The organism is Streptomyces sp. ActVer (assembly GCF_027270795.1).
GTDB classification, from domain to species: domain Bacteria; phylum Actinomycetota; class Actinomycetes; order Streptomycetales; family Streptomycetaceae; genus Streptomyces; species Streptomyces umbrinus_A.
The window spans coordinates 1-19,363 of record NZ_JAPWHT010000100.1; the positions used below are offsets into that span (position 1 = coordinate 1).

At 70.4% G+C, this 19,363-nt stretch carries 12 protein-coding genes; 8 read left to right on the plus strand and 4 right to left on the minus strand.

Going from position 1 to position 19,363, the window contains the following annotated elements; genetic code table 11:
• Nucleotides 1-132 precede the first annotated feature (132 nt).
• On the minus strand, nt 133-297 hold the full coding sequence (locus O3Q52_RS18350) for a hypothetical protein (protein WP_269649860.1): 165 nt from the start codon (nt 295-297) through the stop codon (nt 133-135).
• Between the two features lie 236 nt (nt 298-533).
• Here O3Q52_RS18350 and O3Q52_RS18355 point away from each other — a divergent pair, with 236 nt between their 5' ends.
• On the plus strand, nt 534-1,457 hold the full coding sequence (locus O3Q52_RS18355; protein ID WP_269649861.1) for an LLM class F420-dependent oxidoreductase: 924 nt from the start codon (nt 534-536) through the stop codon (nt 1,455-1,457).
• Between the two features lie 179 nt (nt 1,458-1,636).
• Here O3Q52_RS18355 and O3Q52_RS18360 read toward each other — a convergent pair whose 3' ends face one another.
• From O3Q52_RS18360 to O3Q52_RS18370, 3 genes are all read right to left on the minus strand, one after another.
• A complete protein-coding gene (locus O3Q52_RS18360; RefSeq protein WP_269649862.1) occupies nt 1,637-2,290 on the minus strand; it encodes a response regulator transcription factor in 654 nt (217 codons plus the stop codon).
• A 4-nt stretch (nt 2,291-2,294) separates the two neighbouring features.
• On the minus strand, nt 2,295-3,785 hold the full coding sequence (locus O3Q52_RS18365; RefSeq protein ID WP_269649863.1) for a sensor histidine kinase: 1,491 nt from the start codon (nt 3,783-3,785) through the stop codon (nt 2,295-2,297).
• A gap of 95 nt (nt 3,786-3,880) precedes the next feature.
• On the minus strand, nt 3,881-5,167 hold the full coding sequence (locus tag O3Q52_RS18370; protein WP_269649864.1) for a Clp protease N-terminal domain-containing protein: 1,287 nt from the start codon (nt 5,165-5,167) through the stop codon (nt 3,881-3,883).
• A 486-nt stretch (nt 5,168-5,653) separates the two neighbouring features.
• Between O3Q52_RS18370 and O3Q52_RS18375 the strand changes: the two genes are divergently transcribed.
• The 7 genes from O3Q52_RS18375 (at nt 5,654) to O3Q52_RS18405 (ending at nt 19,318) form a co-directional block, all read left to right on the plus strand.
• Nucleotides 5,654-7,150 carry a 3' terminal RNA ribose 2'-O-methyltransferase Hen1 gene (locus O3Q52_RS18375; RefSeq protein ID WP_269649865.1) on the plus strand — a complete coding sequence of 499 codons (1,497 nt, stop codon included), beginning with the start codon at nt 5,654-5,656 and terminating at the stop codon, nt 7,148-7,150.
• A complete protein-coding gene (locus O3Q52_RS18380) occupies nt 7,147-9,690 on the plus strand; it encodes a polynucleotide kinase-phosphatase (protein WP_269649866.1) in 2,544 nt (847 codons plus the stop codon). The genes O3Q52_RS18375 and O3Q52_RS18380 overlap by 4 nt, the downstream gene beginning before the upstream one ends.
• 147 nt (nt 9,691-9,837) lie before the next feature.
• A complete protein-coding gene (locus O3Q52_RS18385) occupies nt 9,838-11,391 on the plus strand; it encodes a hypothetical protein (RefSeq protein WP_269649867.1) in 1,554 nt (517 codons plus the stop codon).
• Nucleotides 11,388-12,473, plus strand: a complete 1,086-nt coding sequence (locus O3Q52_RS18390; RefSeq protein WP_269649868.1) for a MoxR family ATPase — start codon at nt 11,388-11,390, stop codon at nt 12,471-12,473. The genes O3Q52_RS18385 and O3Q52_RS18390 overlap by 4 nt, the downstream gene beginning before the upstream one ends.
• Before the next feature lies 1 nt (nt 12,474).
• Entirely contained in the window at nt 12,475-16,914 is a 4,440-nt protein-coding gene (fxsT, locus tag O3Q52_RS18395) for an FxSxx-COOH system tetratricopeptide repeat protein (protein WP_269649869.1), read from the plus strand.
• Between the two features lie 110 nt (nt 16,915-17,024).
• Complete coding sequence (locus tag O3Q52_RS18400) at nt 17,025-18,197, plus strand: hypothetical protein (protein ID WP_269649870.1); 1,173 nt, start codon at nt 17,025-17,027, stop codon at nt 18,195-18,197.
• Nucleotides 18,194-19,318, plus strand: a complete 1,125-nt coding sequence (locus tag O3Q52_RS18405) for a caspase family protein (protein WP_269649871.1) — start codon at nt 18,194-18,196, stop codon at nt 19,316-19,318. The genes O3Q52_RS18400 and O3Q52_RS18405 overlap by 4 nt, the downstream gene beginning before the upstream one ends.
• Nucleotides 19,319-19,363: the final 45 nt, after the last annotated feature.

The window sequence follows — 19,363 nt, forward strand, 5'->3', positions numbered from 1 at the left end:
GCTCCTCAAACGCCGGAGGGGCAGAGTTTCAGTGGGGGTCTGGGGGCGTCAGCCCCCAGGGGAAGATGAGGGTCCCCCCGCTCGAGCGAAGCCGAGAGTGGGGGGAGGGCAGCGGCGGCGGGGGCGAAAAGGTCAGGCGCGGTCGGGTCCGTCGGCCAGCGTCGGAGCCGGGCGCTCGGCCGACTGTTGGAAATCCGCGTCGAGTTGCGACAGATCCGCGTTGAGCGCCGCCATCAGCTCCTCCATCTGCTGCAGCAAACTCTTGGGCTGCGACGACGGAACGGCTTCCTGGGACATGACGGCCTCCTCGGCCTTCGCCCTCCCCACGGGGAGAACCAGCAACGGACCGGCCGACCGCCGGCGACGGGTGCCGGGCGGTCCGGCTCCGCCCGAGCCAACGATCACCGCCCAGACGGGTCACTGGCGCGGTCTCGCCCCAGGCACACGGTTGACGGGTTTTCACCCGACCGGGGACGCGGAGGACCGGCGGGACCGATGCGGTTGGCCGACGTTCGACCGTGCAGGATGGAGGCATGGATCTTCGAATCTTCACCGAGCCCCAGCAGGGCGCCACCTACGACACCCTTCTCGCTGTCGCCAAGGCCACCGAAGACCTCGGCTTCGACGCCTTCTTCCGCTCCGACCACTACCTCCGCATGGGTTCCGCGGACGGCCTCCCGGGCCCCACGGACGCCTGGATCACCCTTGCCGGACTCGCCCGCGAGACCAAGCGCATCCGCCTCGGCACACTGATGACCGCCGGTACGTTCCGCCTGCCCGGCGTCCTGGCGATCCAGGTCGCCCAGGTCGACCAGATGTCCGGCGGCCGCGTCGAACTGGGCCTGGGCGCGGGCTGGTTCGAGGAGGAGCACAAGGCGTACGGCATCCCCTTCCCGAAGGAGAAGTTCGCCCGCCTGGAGGAGCAGCTGGCGATCGTCACCGGGTTGTGGGAGACGAAGGTCGGCGAGACCTTCAGCTTCGACGGCACGTACTACCAGCTGACCGACTCGCCCGCGCTGCCCAAGCCGGCTCAGCCCAAGGTGCCGGTGCTCATCGGCGGTCACGGTGCCAGCCGTACCCCGCGCCTCGCGGGCCGTTACGCCGACGAGTTCAACATGCCGTTCGCGTCGATCGAGGACAGCGAGCGCCAGTTCGGCCGGGTGCGGGCGGCGGCCGAGGAGATCGGCCGCAAGGGCACCGATCTCGTCTACTCCAACGCACTCGTGGCCTGCGTGGGCAAGGACGACGCGGAGGTCGCCCGTCGCGCCGCCGCGATCGGCCGCGAGGTGGAGGAGCTGAAGGCGAACGGGCTGGCCGGTACCCCGGACGAGGTCGTCGAAAGGATCGGCCGGTACGCGGAGGCCGGTTCCCAGCGGGTCTATCTCCAGATGCTCGACCTCGACGATCTGGACCACCTGGACCTGATCTCCTCCCAGGTGCAGTCGCAGCTGCAGTAACCGGGCGGTCGCCGCGCTCCGGCGATCCGCCGACGGTGACTGCCGCGGACTCGTCCCGGTCCCGGGCCGACGGAAACCCCTCGGCGGGGACCGGGACCGAATCCGGGAGCGACGCGCAGGACCGAGAACGAGGACCGGGGGCGGCCCCCGCGAACCTCCGCCGTACTCCGTGCCCCACGTCAGCGGTCGGCAAGCAACCCCGCGTCATGGGCCAGAACGGCTGCCTGGACGCGGTTGGCGCAGCCGGTGCGGGTCAGGATCCGGCTGATGTGGGCCTTGACCGTGCCCGCGCTCATGTACAACTGGTCGGCGATCTCCGCGTTGGACAGACCCGTGCCGAGCAGCCGCAGGACATCCCGTTCGGCCGGGGTCAGTTCCTCGGTCCTGCGCAGGGCGGCCTCGGTGTCACGGCCGGACCGCACGTGCCGTTCCAGGAGTTGGCGCGTGATCCGGGGTGCGAGGACCGGTTCGCCCTTCGCGGCGAGCTGCACGGCGCGGATCAGGTCGGCGGGACCGGTGTCCTTGAGGAGGAACCCGCTCGCCCCGGCCCGCAGGGCCCGCGTCACGCTCGCCTCCTCGCCGAACGCCGTCAGCATCACCACACACGTACGGGGCGAGAGCCGGGCGATGTCCTCGGCGGCCGCGATGCCGTCCCGGGTCGGCATCTGGATGTCGAGCAGGGCGACGTCGATGTCCTGGGCGCGGCAGGCCGCAGCGGCCTCCAGGCCGTCGCCCGCTTCGGCAACGACCTCGATGTCGTCGGCGTTCTCCAGGATCAGCCGGATTCCGACGCGCATCAGCGCTTCGTCGTCGGCGACCAGCACTCGGATCATCAGCTCATCCTAGGGCCGCCATCACCAGCAGGACGATCAGGAAGCCCGCCGTGGGCAGAACCACGAGCACCGCCGTGCAGCCGGCTCCGAGGACACGCGGCCAGGTCAGGGTCTGGGCCGACAACGGGGGGTTGGACCCTGGCCGCCAGGTGTCGCCGGAAGGAGGGCGGGACGCAGGCGGAAGGTGTTCGGCGCCGGCGTGGGCGGCGGCTTCCGAGGGCGTGGGCACCGGCCCGTTCGTCGCGTGGGACGGCTGGGACGGCAGCCAGGCCGTCACTCGGAAGCCGCCGTCCGGCAGGGCACCCGCCGCGAAGGCGCCGCCGAGCAACGAGATCCGCTCCTGAAGTCCGGCCAGCCCGCTGCTAGTTCCCCCCTGCGAGTCGCCCGGTACACGCGGCACCCCGTTGGTGACGTACACCTCGACACCCGCGTCCGTGCCCTTGACCTCCACCAGGACGGGCGCGCCGGACGCGTGCTTCAGCACGTTCGTCAGTCCTTCACGGACCACCCGGTGGATCGCCTGCCGGACACGGGCGCCCACCTCGACCGTGTCGGGAACCGACCAGACCAGCTCGACCGGGCCGCCACCCGTCTGCCGGGACTGGGTCACCAGTGCGGTGATGTCCTCGTACGTTCCCCGGTCGCCCCCGTTCTCGTCCGACAGGTCCGTGTGCCGCAGGACGCCGAGGATCTCGCGCAGTTCCTCCATGGCCGTCCCCGCGGTCGTGCGCAGCAGCTCCACCTGTCCGGCCAGCGGAGGGGCCTGGCGTGCGGCGGCGAGTTCCAGGGCCCCGGCGTGCACCGAGATCAGGCTCAGCCGGTGGCCCAGGAGGTCGTGCATCTCCCGTGCGATCCGGGTCCGTTCCTCCATCCGGGCCGCCGCGGCGGTGAGCGTACGGGTCTGTTCCAGATAGGCGTTGCGCTCCCGCAGCAGGTCGACCAGGGGCCGTCGCCGACCCAGCATGGTGCCGGCCAGGGTGGGGAGCAGTAGAAGGAGTACGGCGGAGACGGTGTTCTCCGCCAGCATCATCGGCAGGGTCTCCCACCGGAACAGCCCCGCGGCGACGGTCAGTCCGCCGAGCGCGGCGCAGGCCACCCCGACGATCCGCCACGCGCGCCGCGGCGGCGCGATACGGCGGGTGGCGGACAGCACGATCAGCGGTACCACCGCCAGCACCCATACGTTGGCACCCATCAGCAGCGGAAAGGCGCCCAGGACCGCGGCGACCGGCCGGCCGCGCCGCGCGGCGACGAGCAGCGCCGCCCACAACGCCTCCAGTACCGCGAGGACCGGCCGGTCCGGTGGTATCAGCAGCAGCGGGATCAGCCCGAAGGCCGCCGCCAGGGCACACACAATTGACTCGGCGACGACCGTACGGCGTGGCACGGCCCGTACCTGGGCCCGGATCTCGGCCACCTCGCGGCGCAGTCGCCGTGCCGCACCGGTCAGCCCGCGCGTCGGCGCCGCGGGTGACCGCCGTGTGTCTTCCGGCACTCGACTCATGGTCACCCCTGTTCCCGGCGCCGTGGATCCGCCGGGAGGAACGGTAGCTGCGGCATCGAAGGGCTCCGTCCGGCGGCCCCCGGATGTCACGCGCGCGGCCGGAGGAGTGGCTCCGCCCGCAGCGCGGCGACGTCCACCTGAGCGGCGGTCAGCAGCCGTACGACCGCGCCGCCCTCGGTGTCCTCGTCCGTCGCCGCTGCCGTGCCCGTGGTGGCAGGCCCGTCGGCCAGCAGCGCTGCCAGCAGGTGGACCGTACCGACCGTGGGCGAGCCCTGCTCGGCGGCGGAGAGCCGCGCGACGGCCATGGCCCGGTCGGCGGATGCGGAGAGTTGCACGTCGGTCGTGTCGCCAACCGACCTGGAGGCGTTCGCCGTACGGGTCATCGCCGCCCGGGTCAGCGAGTCCTGCCGTACGCCGTGCCGACGCAGCAGTGCGGCGGCGGAGTTGACGGTTGCCAGATCCTCCGGCAGGCACAGCCCGGCGAGGGACAGGGCCCGGTCCAGGGCCAGGGCTCCCAGCAGCAGATCCACGGGCTCGGCCACGGTCCGCCCGCACCGCACCGCCTGCCGTACGGCCTCAAGGTGCACCGTGAACATGACCGGTGAGCCGTTCACGGCTGACCCGGAGGTCCACGACACCAGCGCGCGCGTCAGGCGGTTGCCGCTCTTGCCCAGCGTTCCGGCCCGGCGGAGCAGCTTGACGCCGGGGGATTCCGGTCGCTCGGTCTCCGTCGAGGCGCTCGTGTCCAGCGCGTCGAGTGCGGTCGCCGCGGCGACCGTGTCCAGCCTCCGCAGCACCAGGGCCTCCCGGGCCCTGCTGTCCGGCAGGTCCAGCAGGGCCCGGGCCACATGACGACAGCGCACCGCGACAGTGCCCTCGGCGCGGGCCGACTTCAGCGCGAGCAGCAGACAGGCCCGCAGCGCCCCGGTCATCCCGGGCAACTCCCGGCCGCTCTCCGAGGCCGATCCGCGCGAGCCGAGGGCGAGGCGCCACTGCGCCTCCCGCCAGACGGAGATGACCTCGTCCTCGTCGGCGTTCCTGTCCGGGGCGGTGGTGGTGACGGGTGCGCCGCCCTCCCCGTCGTCGCTCACCCAACCGCGGCCGGCCATGCCGGAGATCATGCCGCTGAGCGAACCGGCCTTCCGCATGCCCGGGGCGATGGCCTCACCGGCGTCCGAGTCCCCCATGACGAGCGCGGCCAGCACGAGGTCCGTCCCCACGGCCGGCGACTCGTGCCTGACCGCGACGCGCAGCGCCTCCACGAGCAGGTTCATGACGTCGGACTCGAACTCGGTGGTCGCTCCGCCCCCGGCTCCGGCTCCGAAGTCGGCGTCGGCATCGGTGTGTGCGTCGGTCGTCGGTCGCTGATCCATCGAACGTTCCCCTCGGGCTGCGGTGACCTGGCCCCAACGACGCTAGGCGCACGCCCCGCGCCACCGCGCCGGCCGACCGGCCACCCTTCCGGTCCGACCGGCCACAGTCGGGGGCCGACCGGCCAGGCTTCCGGTCGGACCGGCCGGCGAGAGCCGCCCACGGTGGGGCGGGCGGCGCTTCCGGTCGGACCGGCCGGCGAGAGCCGCCCACGGTGGGGCGGGCGGAGGGAAAATGCCTGACCGCGGCGGGGGTGTTCGCTGTACGTTGTGCAGGCGCGCCGAAGAAGGAGCGCCGCGCGGGCGGTCCACCGCAGCGCGGCGTACACACCGCTACGAGGGCGAGTAAGGGCCAGGAGCAGTGATCCCGAGGCGCGCTCTCCCCTCACCGCGGTCCGCCGCTGTTCGGCGCGTGCGCACGCGCTGTGCGCGCAAGTGGACGGCACGGTAGGTTCCCGCAGTTCAGAAGACGTTTCGAGGCAGACCACAGTGTTCCTGACGATCAGTACCACCGGCACCCCAGAGCGCCCCGCGACCGACCTCGGTTTCCTGCTGCACAAGCATCCCGACAAGGCGCAGGCGTTCTCCACCTCCTACGGCAAGGCGCATGTCGTCTACCCCGAGGCGAGCGTGGAGCGCTGCACGGCGGCGCTGTTGCTGGAGGTCGACGCGGTGGCACTGGTCCGGCGTGGCAAGGGCAAGGGCCGCGGCGGAGCCCCGGACGCGGCCCTCGCGCAGTACGTCAACGACCGGCCGTACGCCGCCTCGTCCCTGCTCGCCGTGGCGCTGAGCAGTGTGTTCTCCAGCGCGATGAAGGGCACCTGCCAGGCGAAGCCCGAGCTGCCCGCGCGTCCGCTGTCCCTGCGCGTCGAGGTGCCCGCACTGCCGGCCCGCGGCGGCGCCGATCTCGTACGGGCGCTGTTCGAGCCGCTCGGCTGGACGGTGAGCGCCGAACCCGTGGCGCTGGACACCGAGTTCCCCGAGTGGGGCGACTCGCGGTACGTGAGCCTCGTACTGGAGGGTGAGCAGCGCCTGGCAGACGCGCTGCGGCATCTGTACGTCCTGCTGCCGGTGCTCGACGACGCCAAGCACTACTGGGTGTCGTCCGACGAGGTCGACAAGCTGCTGCGGGCCGGGGAGGGCTGGCTGCCGGACCACCCGGAGCAGAAGCTGATCACCAGCCGCTATCTGTCCCGCCGTTGGTCGCTGACCCGGCAGGCCATGGAGCGCCTCGAACTCGTACGGCTCGCCGAGACGGACGACAGCGCGGTCGAGGAGATCGACAACGCCGTCGACGAGCAGACGGACACGGAGGAGAAGCCGGTACCGCTCGCGGTGCGGCGGCGGGACGCGATCGTCGCCGCGCTGAAGGCCACCGACGCCGCGAGGGTCCTCGATCTCGGCTGCGGACAGGGCCAGTTGGTGCAGGAGCTGCTCAAGGACACACGGTTCACCGAGATCGTCGGGGTCGACGTCTCGATGCGGGCGCTCACCATCGCGTCGCGGCGGCTCAAGCTGGACCGGATGGGCGAGCGGCAGTCCGAGCGGGTCAAGCTCGTCCAGGGCTCGCTGGCGTACACCGACAAGCGGCTCAAGGGGTACGACGCCGCCGTCCTGAGCGAGGTCATCGAGCACCTCGACCTGCCGCGGCTGCCCGCCCTGGAGTACGCGGTGTTCGGTTCGGCGCGCCCGAGGACCGTGATCGTGACGACGCCGAACGTCGAGTACAACGTCCGCTGGGAGACCCTCCCCGCCGGCCATGTCCGGCACGGCGACCACCGCTTCGAGTGGACCCGTGAGGAGTTCCGCGGCTGGGCGGGGACGGTGGCCGAACGGCACGGGTACGACGTGGAGTTCGTGGCGGTCGGACCGGACGACCCCGAGGTGGGGCCACCGACCCAGATGGCCGTCTTCACGGTGAGCGCCCAGAACACGAAGGACCGGAACGCGAAGGACCAGAACACGAAGGAGGAGAAGGCCGCATGACCAGCACCGACAACAAGGTTCGTTCCCTGCCCGTCACCGACCTGTCCCTCGTCGTGCTGATCGGCGCGTCCGGATCGGGCAAATCCACCTTCGCCCGCAAGCACTTCAAGCCGACCGAGGTGATCTCGTCGGACTTCTGCCGCGGCCTCGTCGCCGACGACGAGAACGACCAGAGCGCCAGCGGCGACGCCTTCGACGTCCTGCACTACATCGCGGGCAAGCGGCTCGCGGCGGGCCGGCGCACGGTCGTCGACGCGACCAACGTGCAGCAGGAGAGCCGTAAGCAGCTGATCGAACTCGCCAGGAAGCACGACGTGCTGCCCATCGCCGTCGTGCTCGACGTGCCCGAGGAGGTGTGCGCCGAGCGCAACGCCTCCCGCACCGACCGCGCCGACATGCCGCGCCGAGTCATCCAGCGGCACATCCGCGAACTCCGCCGCTCCCTGCGGCACTTGGAGCGCGAGGGGTTCCGGAAGGTGCACGTCCTGCGGGGCGCGGCGGAGATCGAGAGCGCCGAGGTCCGCACCGAGAAGCGGTTCAACGACCTGACCCACCTCACGGGACCGTTCGACATCATCGGCGACATCCACGGCTGCGCCTCCGAACTGGAGTCGCTGCTCGGCAAGTTGGGGTACGCGGACGGCGTGCACCCCGAAGGCCGTAAGGCCGTGTTCGTCGGCGACCTCGTCGACCGCGGCCCGGACACCCCGGGCGTCCTGCGCCGGGTGATGTCCATGGCCGGCTCGGGCAGTGCCCTGTGCGTGCCGGGCAACCACGAGAACAAGTACGGCCGTTACCTCAAGGGCCGCAAGGTCCAGCACACCCACGGCCTCGCCGAGACCGTCGAGCAGATGGAGGGGGAGAGCGACGAATTCAAGCGGCAGGTAAGGGAGTTCGTGGACGGGCTCGTCAGCCACTACGTCCTCGACGGCGGCCGGCTCGTCGTCTGCCACGCCGGACTGCCCGAGAAGTACCACGGGCGTACGTCGGGCCGGGTCCGCTCGCACGCGCTGTACGGCGAAACCACCGGCGAGACCGACGAGTTCGGGCTGCCGGTGCGCTACCCGTGGGCCGAGGACTACCGGGGCCGGGCGGCCGTGGTCTACGGCCACACCCCCGTCCCGGAGGCCACCTGGCTGAACAACACCATCTGCCTGGACACCGGTGCCGTGTTCGGCGGCAAGCTCACCGCGCTGCGCTGGCCGGAGCGCGAACTCGTCGACGTACCGGCCGAGCGTGTCTGGTACGAGCCGGTCAAGCCGCTGGCCTCCGAGGCGCCCGGCGGACACGAGGGGCGTCCGCTGGACCTCGCGGACGTGCACGGCCGCCGCGTCGTCGAGACCCGGCACGCCGGACGTGTCTCCGTACGCGAGGAGAACGCGGCTGCGGCCCTGGAGGTCATGAGCCGCTTCGCCGTGGACCCGCGGCTGATGCCGTATCTGCCGCCGACCATGGCACCCACCGCCACCTCCAAGGTGGAGGGCTATCTGGAGCACCCGGTCGAGGCGTTCGAGCAGTACCGGGCCGACGGGGTCGCGCGGGTCGTGTGCGAGGAGAAGCACATGGGGTCGCGAGCGGTGGCTCTGGTGTGCCGGGACGAGGAGACCGCGCGCGAGCGGTTCGGCGCGACCGGGGTGTCGGGCGCGCTCTACACCCGCACGGGACGCCCCTTCTTCGACGACTCCGCCGTCACCGAGGAGATCCTCGGGCGGGTACGGGCCGCCGTCACCGAGGCCGGACTGTGGGAGGAGCTGGAGACGGACTGGGTGCTGCTCGACGCCGAGCTGCTGCCCTGGTCGCTCAAGGCATCCGGGCTGCTGCGCTCGCAGTACGCCGCGGTGGGCGCGGCGGCCGGAGCCGTCTTCCCGGGAGCGGTCGCCGCGCTCGAAGGTGCCGCGGCGCGTGGCGTCGACGTACAGAACCTGCTGGCCAAGCAGCGGGAACGGGCCGCCGACGCCGCCTCCTTCACCGACGCCTACCGTCGCTACTGCTGGACCACGTCCGGCCTGGACGGCGTACGCCTCGCTCCCTTCCAGATCCTCGCCGTACGGGGCCGGAGCCTCGCCGCTCTGCCGCACGAGGAGCAGCTCGCCCTGATCGACCGGCTGGTGGCGGAGGACCCGTCCGGGCTCCTCCAGACCACCCGGCGCCTCTGCGTCGACACGGGCGACCCCGAGTCGGTGCGGGCCGGTGTCGACTGGTGGCTGGAGATGACCGGCCGCGGCGGCGAGGGCATGGTCGTCAAGCCCGACCGGGCCGTGGTGCGCGGCGAGAACGGGCGGCTGGTCCAGCCCGGTATCAAGTGCCGCGGTCGCGAATACCTCCGGATCATCTACGGCCCCGAGTACACCCGCCCCGAGAACCTCGACCGCCTCCGCGGCCGCTTCCTCAACCACAAGCGGTCACTTGCCCTCCGCGAGTACGCCCTCGGCCTGGAGGCCCTGGACCGCCTCGCGGAGGGGGAGCCGTTGTGGCGCGTGCACGAGGCTGTGTTCGGGGTGCTGGCGCTGGAGTCTGAGCCGGTGGATCCGCGGCTGTAGTATCCGCCGACGGTGGGGAGGCAGTGTGGCTTGCCTCCCCACTGGACCTACCGGTCCACAGCCTCAAAAACCCCTGGTTAACCGTCAGTTGTCATGCTATCTTCGCAGGTCGGTTAGGCAGGCTTACCGACTCATGGGGGACAGTCGGTGGAGACAGGTGCGGGGTTCGGCGAGCCCGGGAGTGATTCCAGTCGTGGGCGGGGACTTGAACTGCTTGCCGAACTGACCGACGCGCTGTGTGAACTGAGCTGTCTGGACGATCCGCAGGCGCGTGTGCAGTTCGGGAACCTGCTCGCAGAGCATCTGAACAGAGCGGTCGATGTGCGTGGCGTCAAACTGCGCGACGACGCCGCCCTCTTCGCTCGCTCCTCGTTGAGTGTGGCGGGAGGGGAACGCGTACTGCTGTTGGTGGTGCGAGTTTACGAAGGGCCCATGGCGGCGGCCGAGTTGGAGCGGCTGTTCTCCCCGGTGGCCCGGCTGTCCTCCGGCGAGGTCCCGTCCGGCCCGCTGTCCAGGTATGACGAGCGCGCCGCGCGCACTCTGCTGGATGCCGCCAAGGGCGAAGTACCCTCGGTGCGCCTGCGGGACGAACTCGTAGCGGAACTGGACGGCGTCGAACTCCCTATGGGCCTGTCGCCCGAACAGCTCTTCACCTATGTGGTCGAGTTGAACGTTCAGTCGGACGGTCTGCCTCCTGCCGTGCTGCTCATGGAACAGGCGGCCCTGCTCACCGCAACTCCCGACCATCGGACCGCGCTGGCCGCCTGGGCCAAGGCTTGGGCCCAGCACGCGGACCTGTCCGAGGCACTGGAAAGGCGCAGGGTCCGACGTACCGCCGCGGCGTACGACCCGGGGATACCTCGCTGTCTGGTCGTGTCCGCGGAGCCTGCTCGGGACGGCTCGGGAGAGGTCGTGGTGCGTCCCTGGCTCAACACAGCGCCCGGCCGGTGGAACCCACGGCCCGGGGAACCGGAGATGACCAGCCTCGACGACCTCGGCCCGGCCGTCGAGCGAGCACTGCACCAGGGTGACAGTTTATGGATGGCGCAGCAGGAGTCACCTTCGGGTGGACGCGAACAGACGCCGCCGTACATTGAGTTCGTCCTCCCGTACGACCTCCTCAACCACGATGTGGCCGGGTTGAAGTTCCGGATCGGCGACGGGAGAGCGTTACCGCTCGCGCTGAAATACGCAGTGCACTTACGCAGTCTGGAACGGATGCGTACCACCGACCCACAGGTCCGGCAGCAATGGCGGGCTCGCTGGCGGGCTCTCGGCGAGCACGGAGTCGTCGTGCATGGCTGGAGTAAGCCCGACGCCGAACGGCTCGACGAGTGGGAGATCGCGCTGGCCGGGGAAAGCAGACACACGGCAGTCGTCATGGATGCTCCGGGACCCGCGCCAACTCTGGCGGCGCTCAAAGCGGCCATCGCCGAGGGAATCGGGCTGGTTCTCTGGGATCGCCGAGGTGTTTTCCCCGAGGAGCGGCGGGAAGTGGTGAGTGCTGTGTTCGCGTCAGTGCCGACGCCCGCACAGATCCCCATGGCCATCCACCGTCTGCGTCTGAAGGCCGAACTCGACCAGAACGGCCCCTATCTGGTGGGGCGCCATATCGCCTTCTTCTGGGACGACCCGAACCGACTCGTCGACTTCCACGACTTCGACCAAGGCGATCTCGCCAGCGAGGAGGCACCGGCATGAGCAAGCGGGAGCAGACGGACCCCGGCAGCTGGCACGTGTTCCATGCCACCGGACGCGCCCCTGGCGGTCCGCCGCCTCAGCTGCCCAAGCCTCCGCCGTGGCGACAGTTCCGTGGAGACCCGCCCCAGCCCCCGCCGCCGGAGGGCGAGGAGTCCGCGCTGCGCCGCCTGGGGCCCGGCGATGTGATCCGGCAGCTCGGCCTCGAGGAGACCGACATCATCAACGCCGCGCTGCTGCTGCGCCGTCCGCTGCTGATCACCGGTCCGCCAGGCATCGGCAAGTCCACTCTCGCCTTCCTGATAGGACGTGAGCTCGGTCTGGGACGTGTCCTGGAGTGGAACATCGTCAGCCGCACGAAACTGCGCGACGGGCTCCACACGTATGACGCGATGGGGCGGGCACAGGCCATTGCCGCCTGGCGGGAAGGGCTGCGGGAAGAGGTCGCGGCGGGGCCGGACGACGGCGCCGACGAGACGGGGCCGGTAACCCCTGCTCGCCGTCAACCGGCTCCGAGACTGGGAGAGTTCATAACCTTGGGCGCCCTCGGCACAGCCCTGCTGCCCTACGATCGGCCCCGTGTTCTGCTCGTCGACGAGTTGGACAAGAGCGACATTGACCTGCCCAACGACCTGTTGCACGTCCTTGAGGACGGAAGCTATGAGATCCCCGAGCTGGTGCGCGACGCCGCAGAGTCGGCCCGCGTGCACACCAGCGACCCCGGCGGGCATGTGGTGGTGCACGACGGGCGGATCGAGTGCCGGGAGTTTCCGGTCGTGGTGATCACCAGCAACGGGGAGCGGGAGTTCCCGGCGGCGTTCCGCAGGCGCTGTCTGCCACTGGAGATGCGGCCACCCAACCGGGAGCAGCTTCTGGCCATTGTGGAGAGCCAATTGAGGTCGCGCCCGGAGGGGGCGGAGCACCTGGTGGACGACTATCTCCGCCGGGTGCGGAGCGGGGGCACCCATTCGCTCGATCAGTTGCTGAACGCAGTGCAGTTGACTACTCTGGGTGGTTTCCAGGCCGACGCCGACGGCAGTAAGCTCGTTGAAACGCTGCTCCGCGATCTCGCGAAGGGCCGCTGAATTGACCGGCGTTCACAGGGAGCGCTCATCCGAGCACGGCGACGGGGACCCTATCGCTGGGACGTCGTCCCGCTCGTCGTTCCCTGAGGCCGACGCTGACGCGACACCGCACTGGGAGGAACTCGCCGACGCCGTATGGCTGGCGGCCTACTGGGATCGCCACGGCCACGATGTGAGCGAGAGGACGACACCGGGCTCCGCCGGTACGGCCACGAACCACCCGCACAGCGGCCTGTCGGCGACCGTCGCCGTGGAACAGCCTTCTACGCCTTCTACGGCCACTTCTGGTGACGAGAGCAACGCTGGCGCCTCGTCCCCCCGCTGGCCCGCTGTGGCGTCGGCTCGCGGTGCTTCCGGCGGCACGGCACCGCAGCCGCGGCTGTTACCCGACCCCGAGGGAGCCGCGGTCGTGCGCCTGAACCGGCCCCTGCTGCCCGACACGGAGACGCCGCCGGGGACACCGGGTCCGGGCAGGGAGACAGCCCGGCTCGCCCGCGCCCTGCACCGGCTCGCCCGCCGCGTCCCGTCCCGGGTCGCCAAGGAACTGGACGAGGAGACCACCGCGGAGCGTGGCATCGTCGACGGGCTCTGGATGCCCTTTCTGCAGCCGTCCCTCATCTCGGCCTTCGACCTGGTCCTGCTGATCGACGACTCGCTCACCATGCGGATCTGGGAGGACGCCACCGCCCGTCTGGCCGAGGCCGCGGAGCAGAGCGGAGCGTTTCGCGCGGTGCGCGTCGTGCGAGTCACGGTGCCGCGCACCGGAGCGCCCACCGTGCGCCGCGGGACGGAGCAGGCCCCCGCCGATCCCGCCGAACTGCTCGACGGAAGCGGCAACCGTGTGTTCCTCGTCGTCACCGACGGTCTGGCGCACGGCTGGGCGGGTGCCGCGGCCGACGCCCTGCTGGGCCGTCTGGGGCGGGCGGGGCCGACGGCCCTTGTCCATCTGCTGCCGCACGAGCTGCACCGGCGCTCCTCGCTGTACCCCTACTCGGCGGAACTCGCCGCCGGTGGTTTCGGCGCGACCAATGAAAGCCTCGAACACCGGCCCCCGCCCGGCGGCCGCGACCCGATGCGTCCCCTGCCGGAGGGCGGAGACGAGTCGGTGCCGGTGCCGGTGCTGTCCCTCAGGCCCGGATCGCTCGCCGCCTGGGCCGAACTCGTCACGGGCAAGCACGGAGTACGTCGTGAACTGCCCGTGGTCCTGGCCGGCACCCTCGCGAAGGGTGCGCCCGCGCAGGGCCTGGACGCGCCAAGGATTCCTCGCGCGGCGACGGCGGCCGTGCGTCGCTTCTTCGCGCTCGCGACTCCGGCGGCGCGCCGGCTGGCCGGTCAACTGGCGGCCATCCCCTTCGAGTTCGAGCTGGTCGATCAGTTCCGCAAGCGGTTCATGCCGGAGACCCGTCCCGATCACCTCGCCGAGATCCTGATGGGCGGCCTGATCGACTGGAACGGGGGAGGTGAGGGGCAGCCGGAGTTCGCCGAGGGCGTCCGGGAGGCGCTCCTCGCCAGTACGACCCGGACAGGGCTCGCGCTCACGGTCAGCGCGCTGGGTGATCTTCCGGCGGCCGGTCGCCGAGGTGTCGCGCTGCGTGCGGCCCTGCGGGACCCGGAGCACGCCACGCTGCCCGATCCGGCGGAGCGCAACTGGGTGCGCACCGAGCTGGCGGTGATGCGTTCCTTGTCCGGCCCCTACGCCAAACGCGCGAAACGCCTGGAGCCGAGTTTGCCTCGACTTGCACCCAGTGCGGCGAAACCTCCCAGTATTAGTGGATCATCCGGCTCGGGAGCGGGCAGTGAGAAACCCGAGTCCGGAGTCCCTGATCTTGATCCACTTGGAGTGCGTGTGGCGAGTCCAGTTACCGATACTTCCCGAACCGAGGCCCCGAAGGGTGAGCTCCCCATGACGAGCCCCAAGACCGGAACACCGGCGGCTGGAGCGCTGGCTCTGATGGTGAACGTTCCGCTGCGGAACAACTCGTTCGTGGGCCGGATGGCGCTCCTCCAAGGCGTGGAGGACCAGCTGAACGCCCAGGACACCGCCGCCGTGCTGCCTCACGCGCTGCACGGTCTGGGAGGCGTGGGCAAGTCCCAGCTCGCGCTGGAGTATGTACACCGCCATCAGCGGGACTACGAGTTGATCTGCTGGATCCCGGCCGAACGGGAAAGCCTGATTCTGGCGGCGCTCGCCGGCTTGGCCGTGCGGTTGCGACTTACCCCTGCGGGGCAGGACGGCGGCGGTGGCGTGCCGGCCGCCAACACAGCCGTACCCGCGGTCCTCGAGGCGCTCCGCACCGGAGTTCCGTACGACAAATGGCTGCTGATCTTCGACAACGCCGAGAACGTCGAGGTGGTCCGCAACTACTTCCCCGCCAACGGTCCAGGGAAGATCATTGTCACGTCACGCAACCCGGACTGGGAACGTGTGGCTACGCCGCTGCCGGTGAATGTGTTCGAGCGGGAGGAGTCGATTGAGCTGCTCCAGAAGCGCTCTCCGGATCTGTCCCTGGTCGACGCCGACCTGCTCGCCGCAGCCCTGGGTGACCTGCCACTCGCTGTCGAGCAGGCAGGGGCCTGGCGCGCGGTCACCGGAATGCTGGTCGAGGAGTATCTCAACCTGCTGGAGCAGCGTAGCCCTGAGATTCTTCACCTCGACCCGGCCCCGGACTACCCTGTCTCCGTCGCGGCGGCTTGGGACATCTCGCTGGAGCGCATCAAGGAGAACAACCCAGGCGCCCGCGAACTTCTCGACATCTGCGCCTGCATGGCTCCCGAACCGGTTCCGCTCTCGATGCTTCGGAAGAGCCGCGGGGGCATTACGCCCAACGTCGACCCCGTTCTGAGCGAGGCGATCAAACTCGCCCGTGCCATCCGCGCCCTGACCCAGTTCTCCTTGGTGAAACTGGACCTTCGAACCGACACCCTGCAAATGCACCGTCTGCTGCAGAACGTGCTTCTTGCCAAGCAGGGATCCGAGGAACGTGAGCGCATGCGAAACGCGGCCCACCAGCTCCTGTCAGTGGCCAAACCCGGCCATTATGCCTCTTCTCAGGAGTGGCCCGACTACCAGGCACTGCTGCCCCACGTGCTGAGCTCTCAGGCGGTGACGAGCACGGACACGTTTGTCCGCGAACTGGTCTACGACACTGTGCTCTTCCTCTATTACTGGGGTGACCACGTAGGAGCCGCCGATCTCGCACGGCAGGCCTACACCTCATGGCTCGCCGCGTCCGGCGAGGAGAACATCCACGTCATCCGTATCTCGAAGATCCTGGCGTTCCTGCTGCGCGTCGTCGGTGAGGCCGGCGAGTCCATCGAGCTCAACGAGCGGGCGCTGGAGCTCTCACGCCGAGTGGAGGTCGATCAGGAGGACCTCATCGACTCCATGATCGAACTGGCTGACGCGCGACGCTTCCAGGGCAGGTTCGTCGAGGCCCGGGACCTGGGACGGGAAGCCACCGAACGGGCCCGTACCCAGCTGGGACCGGACGACGCGATCACGATGCGGGCCGCACACAGTTGGGGCGTCGATCTGCGGCTGTGCGGTCAGTTCCGCGAGGCCTTGCCCATGGACCAGGAAACAGCGCGGTTGCGCGAGGAGTTGTTGGGTCCCGCCAGTTCTCTCACCCTCAACACTCTCAATGCTTTGGCGATCGACATGCGTGAGAGTGGCGACTATCCAGGCGCTCGTACCTTCCAGGAAGACGTCTATCGGCAGGCACGCGCGGCGCTCGGCGACGACAACTTCCTCACTCTGCGCATCGCGGGAAACCTGGCAGTCTGCCGACGTCGTGACGGCGCGATCACCGATGCCGCAAAGCTCGCCGACGAGACACTGAGCAGCTTCGTGGCGGGCTTCGGCCGCGATCATTCGGACTCCCTCTCAATGGCGATCAATGTCAGCATCGACCGGCGTCTCACCGGCGACCTCGATGGGGCACGCCGACTGGGTGAGCAGACCTTGAAGAGCTGCGCTCAGCGCTTCGGCGACAACCACGCCTACACCCTGCTCATGAAGGCGAACCTGGCCGCCATCCTGCGAGCCCTCGGAGATCTTCCCGCCACGCAGGAGTACGAGGATGCTGCCGTCGCCAGCCTCGTGCGGGAGGTCGGTCCCCGCCACGTGACGACACTGACAGCCGCGATCGGCCAGGCGACCACAGCTCACCAACTGCTCGATTTCGACCGGGCCCGTGAGATCGACGAGGCCAATCTCCCGCTACTAACCGAGGCGGCGGGACCGGATCACCCGCTGACCCTGTCCTGTGCTTCGAACTTGGCTCTTGATTTGAGGGGGCTGGGCCGCGGAACGGAGGCGGACGGGTTGGAACGGCGAGCGGTGAAGGGCTTCAGGCGAGTGGTCCGTGAGGATCACCCCTGGCTTCTCGCGGCCGGTCGGCGCCGACGGATCGAGTGTGATATCGCGCCGATGCCGCTGTAGTACGAAGTTCCGGCCGTGCCCGGCACACAGTGCCGCACGCGGCCGGAACACCGCGGCGGTCACATCGAGCAAGCCGCACGGGAACCTTGAGCGGTGTCACGGGGGGGCACATGCCGACGGTCGTCTTCATCCACGGGACAGGGGTCCGCGAACCCGGTTTCTCGGCTCTCGCCGGACGAGTCGCCGCCGGGCTCGGTGCCCTGCGCGAGGGGCTCCGGGTCGTGCCGTACTACTGGGGAGGTCCGTACGGCGCCACACTGGCCGCCGGCGGGGCGAGCCTGCCGCCGGAGACGGGCGCGAGCCGTGGCCTCGGCGAGAGTCCGGCCGGGCCCGACACGGACGACGAGGCAGCTGCCTGGGCCGTCCTGTACGCGGACCCCGACGCCGAACTCGCCCTTGCGGCCGCAGGAGCGGCGTCCGCCACCGAACGCCCTCCGGGGTCGGTACCGGCCGGGCAGAAGATGCAGGCGCTCCTGGCCGAACTCGCCGTGCGGGGGGACGAGTTCGCCGCCGACCTGGGACCGGGTCTGGCACGTGCCGCGTCGGACCTGGCATCCCACCCGTCGCTGGGCCCCGCGGCGGCCACCCTGAACCCTGACGAACTCGCGGTCGTCGCCGCACGTCGGTTGGTCGCGCGCCTCATCGCCGACGCGCTGGACGCCGACGATCCGCTCATTCCGGGCGGTGACCTCCGGGACGCCGTGGTCGACCGGGTCGCCCAGGCGCTCGGCGCCCCGCCCCGGGGCGCCGAACGCGGATTGGGGGCAAGGCTGTTGGGGATCGTGGGCCGCGGCGCCTCACGTGTCGTCGTACGCCGTCGACGGGCCCTGACCGAGGCCGCCCATCCCGCGGCCGGTGACATCCTGCGCTACCTCAGCAGAGGCGAGGTGGTCCGCACCGACCTGCGAGAGGTGGTCCGGGGGCTCGAACCGCCGGTCACCCTCATCGGTCACAGCCTCGGGGGCATCATCGCTCTGGACACGCTGGTCACCGACCCGCTCCTACAGGTCCAACTCCTGGTCACCGTCGGCTCCCAGTGCCCCTTCCTCTACGAACTGGGGGCCCTGCCCTCCCTCGTGCACCCGGAACCCCTGCCCTCTCACGTCCCCCACTGGCTGAATCTGTACGACCGCCGGGACCTGCTCAGCTACCTCGGCGCAGGCATTTTCCCCGGACGCGTCACCGACATCGCGGTCGACAGCCGACAGCCGTTCCCGGCGTCGCACAGCGCCTACTGGACCAATCCCGTCGTGTACCGGCACATCATGGACCGGCTCCCGTGACCGGCCCCGAACCACCGGTCCGGCGGCATGACCCGGCCCGGGTCCACGCCCTGATCGTCGGGATCGAGAAGTACGACGCGGGTGACGCCTGGGACCTGCCCGGGCCCGCCAGGGACGCTCTCGCGTTCCGCCGACTGCTGAGTGACGCCGGAGTCCCCGAGGCCCAACTGCACCTGCACCTCGCCCCGTTGCCTCCCTTCGCCCCAGACACCCCTTATCGACCCGCCGATCACGCCACCGTGCGGCGCGCGCTGGTACGCGAACTGCCCGCTGCCCAGGGCGATGTGCTGTGGGTGTGGTGGGGCGGCCACGGGGTCCTCGACCGCGCCGAACACCTCAGACTGCTGTGCTCCGACGCCACCGTCGGCGACAAGGTCGCCCTCGACCTGGACTCCGCCCTGGCCCGCTACGCAGGCGATGCCGTGCCGGGGCTGAGAGAACAACTGTGGCTGGTGGACGCCTGCGAGACCTTCGAGGAGGCATTGGCCTTCCGGGTCCCGCTGCCCGCCGACGCGTTGCCGGTCGGACAGCGCAATCTCGCGCACCGGCAGTCCACGCTGCGTGCCGCGGGGCGCGGCCGGGCCGCCGCCAACGATCCCGTGCGGGCCACCGGCCTCTTCTCGGAGGTCCTGCTCGACCTGCTCGCGGCTCGCGGCTCGGTACTGCCCGGACTGCCCGACCCGGAGGAGCTCTTTTCCGCCGTACGGGTGCGGATGGAAGCGCTGCGGGAGGCGGGCCGCACACTGCAGCACCCGGAAATCCGACTGCAGAGTCCGCAGCGGACCGAGACGCTACCGCCGGCTGAAGGGCGGATGCTCTCCGCGCTCGGCCGCGCGGTGGAGGCGCTCATGGCCTATCCATGGACGGCCGATCCCGTCGAACGGCAGGCTGTGGTAACCGCGTTGGACCCGCGCGTTCACGGAACGATTCCCCGCCACCCCAAGGCCCGTACCGATGTCACCAGCATCCTCACGGCGCTGGGACGTCGCCGCCCGGAGGACCTGTGGGAGCTGTTCGACGCCGTCGTGTCCCTCGACGACGACCCCGAAAGAAGGGCGGAACTCGCCGACGCTCTGCGGGAATTCGGGGCATTCCTCACCCACCGGCGCCGTCTGGGCTGATCAGGTGGCGTGATCGTACGGGTTTCCGTCAAGGCCTGTGTTCGT

Excerpts from the sequence above, each read along its gene's own strand:
- O3Q52_RS18370 (WP_269649864.1), bottom strand. The coding sequence starts at position 5,167 with ATGGATCAGCGACCGACGACCGACGCACACACCGATGCCGACGCCGAC.
- O3Q52_RS18360 (WP_269649862.1), bottom strand. The coding sequence starts at position 2,290 with ATGATCCGAGTGCTGGTCGCCGACGACGAAGCGCTGATGCGCGTCGGA.
- O3Q52_RS18350 (WP_269649860.1), bottom strand. The coding sequence starts at position 297 with ATGTCCCAGGAAGCCGTTCCGTCGTCGCAGCCCAAGAGTTTGCTGCAG.
- O3Q52_RS18400 (WP_269649870.1), top strand. The coding sequence starts at position 17,025 with ATGCCGACGGTCGTCTTCATCCACGGGACAGGGGTCCGCGAACCCGGT.
- O3Q52_RS18380 (WP_269649866.1), top strand. The coding sequence starts at position 7,147 with ATGACCAGCACCGACAACAAGGTTCGTTCCCTGCCCGTCACCGACCTG.
- O3Q52_RS18355 (WP_269649861.1), top strand. The coding sequence starts at position 534 with ATGGATCTTCGAATCTTCACCGAGCCCCAGCAGGGCGCCACCTACGAC.
- O3Q52_RS18390 (WP_269649868.1), top strand. The coding sequence starts at position 11,388 with ATGAGCAAGCGGGAGCAGACGGACCCCGGCAGCTGGCACGTGTTCCAT.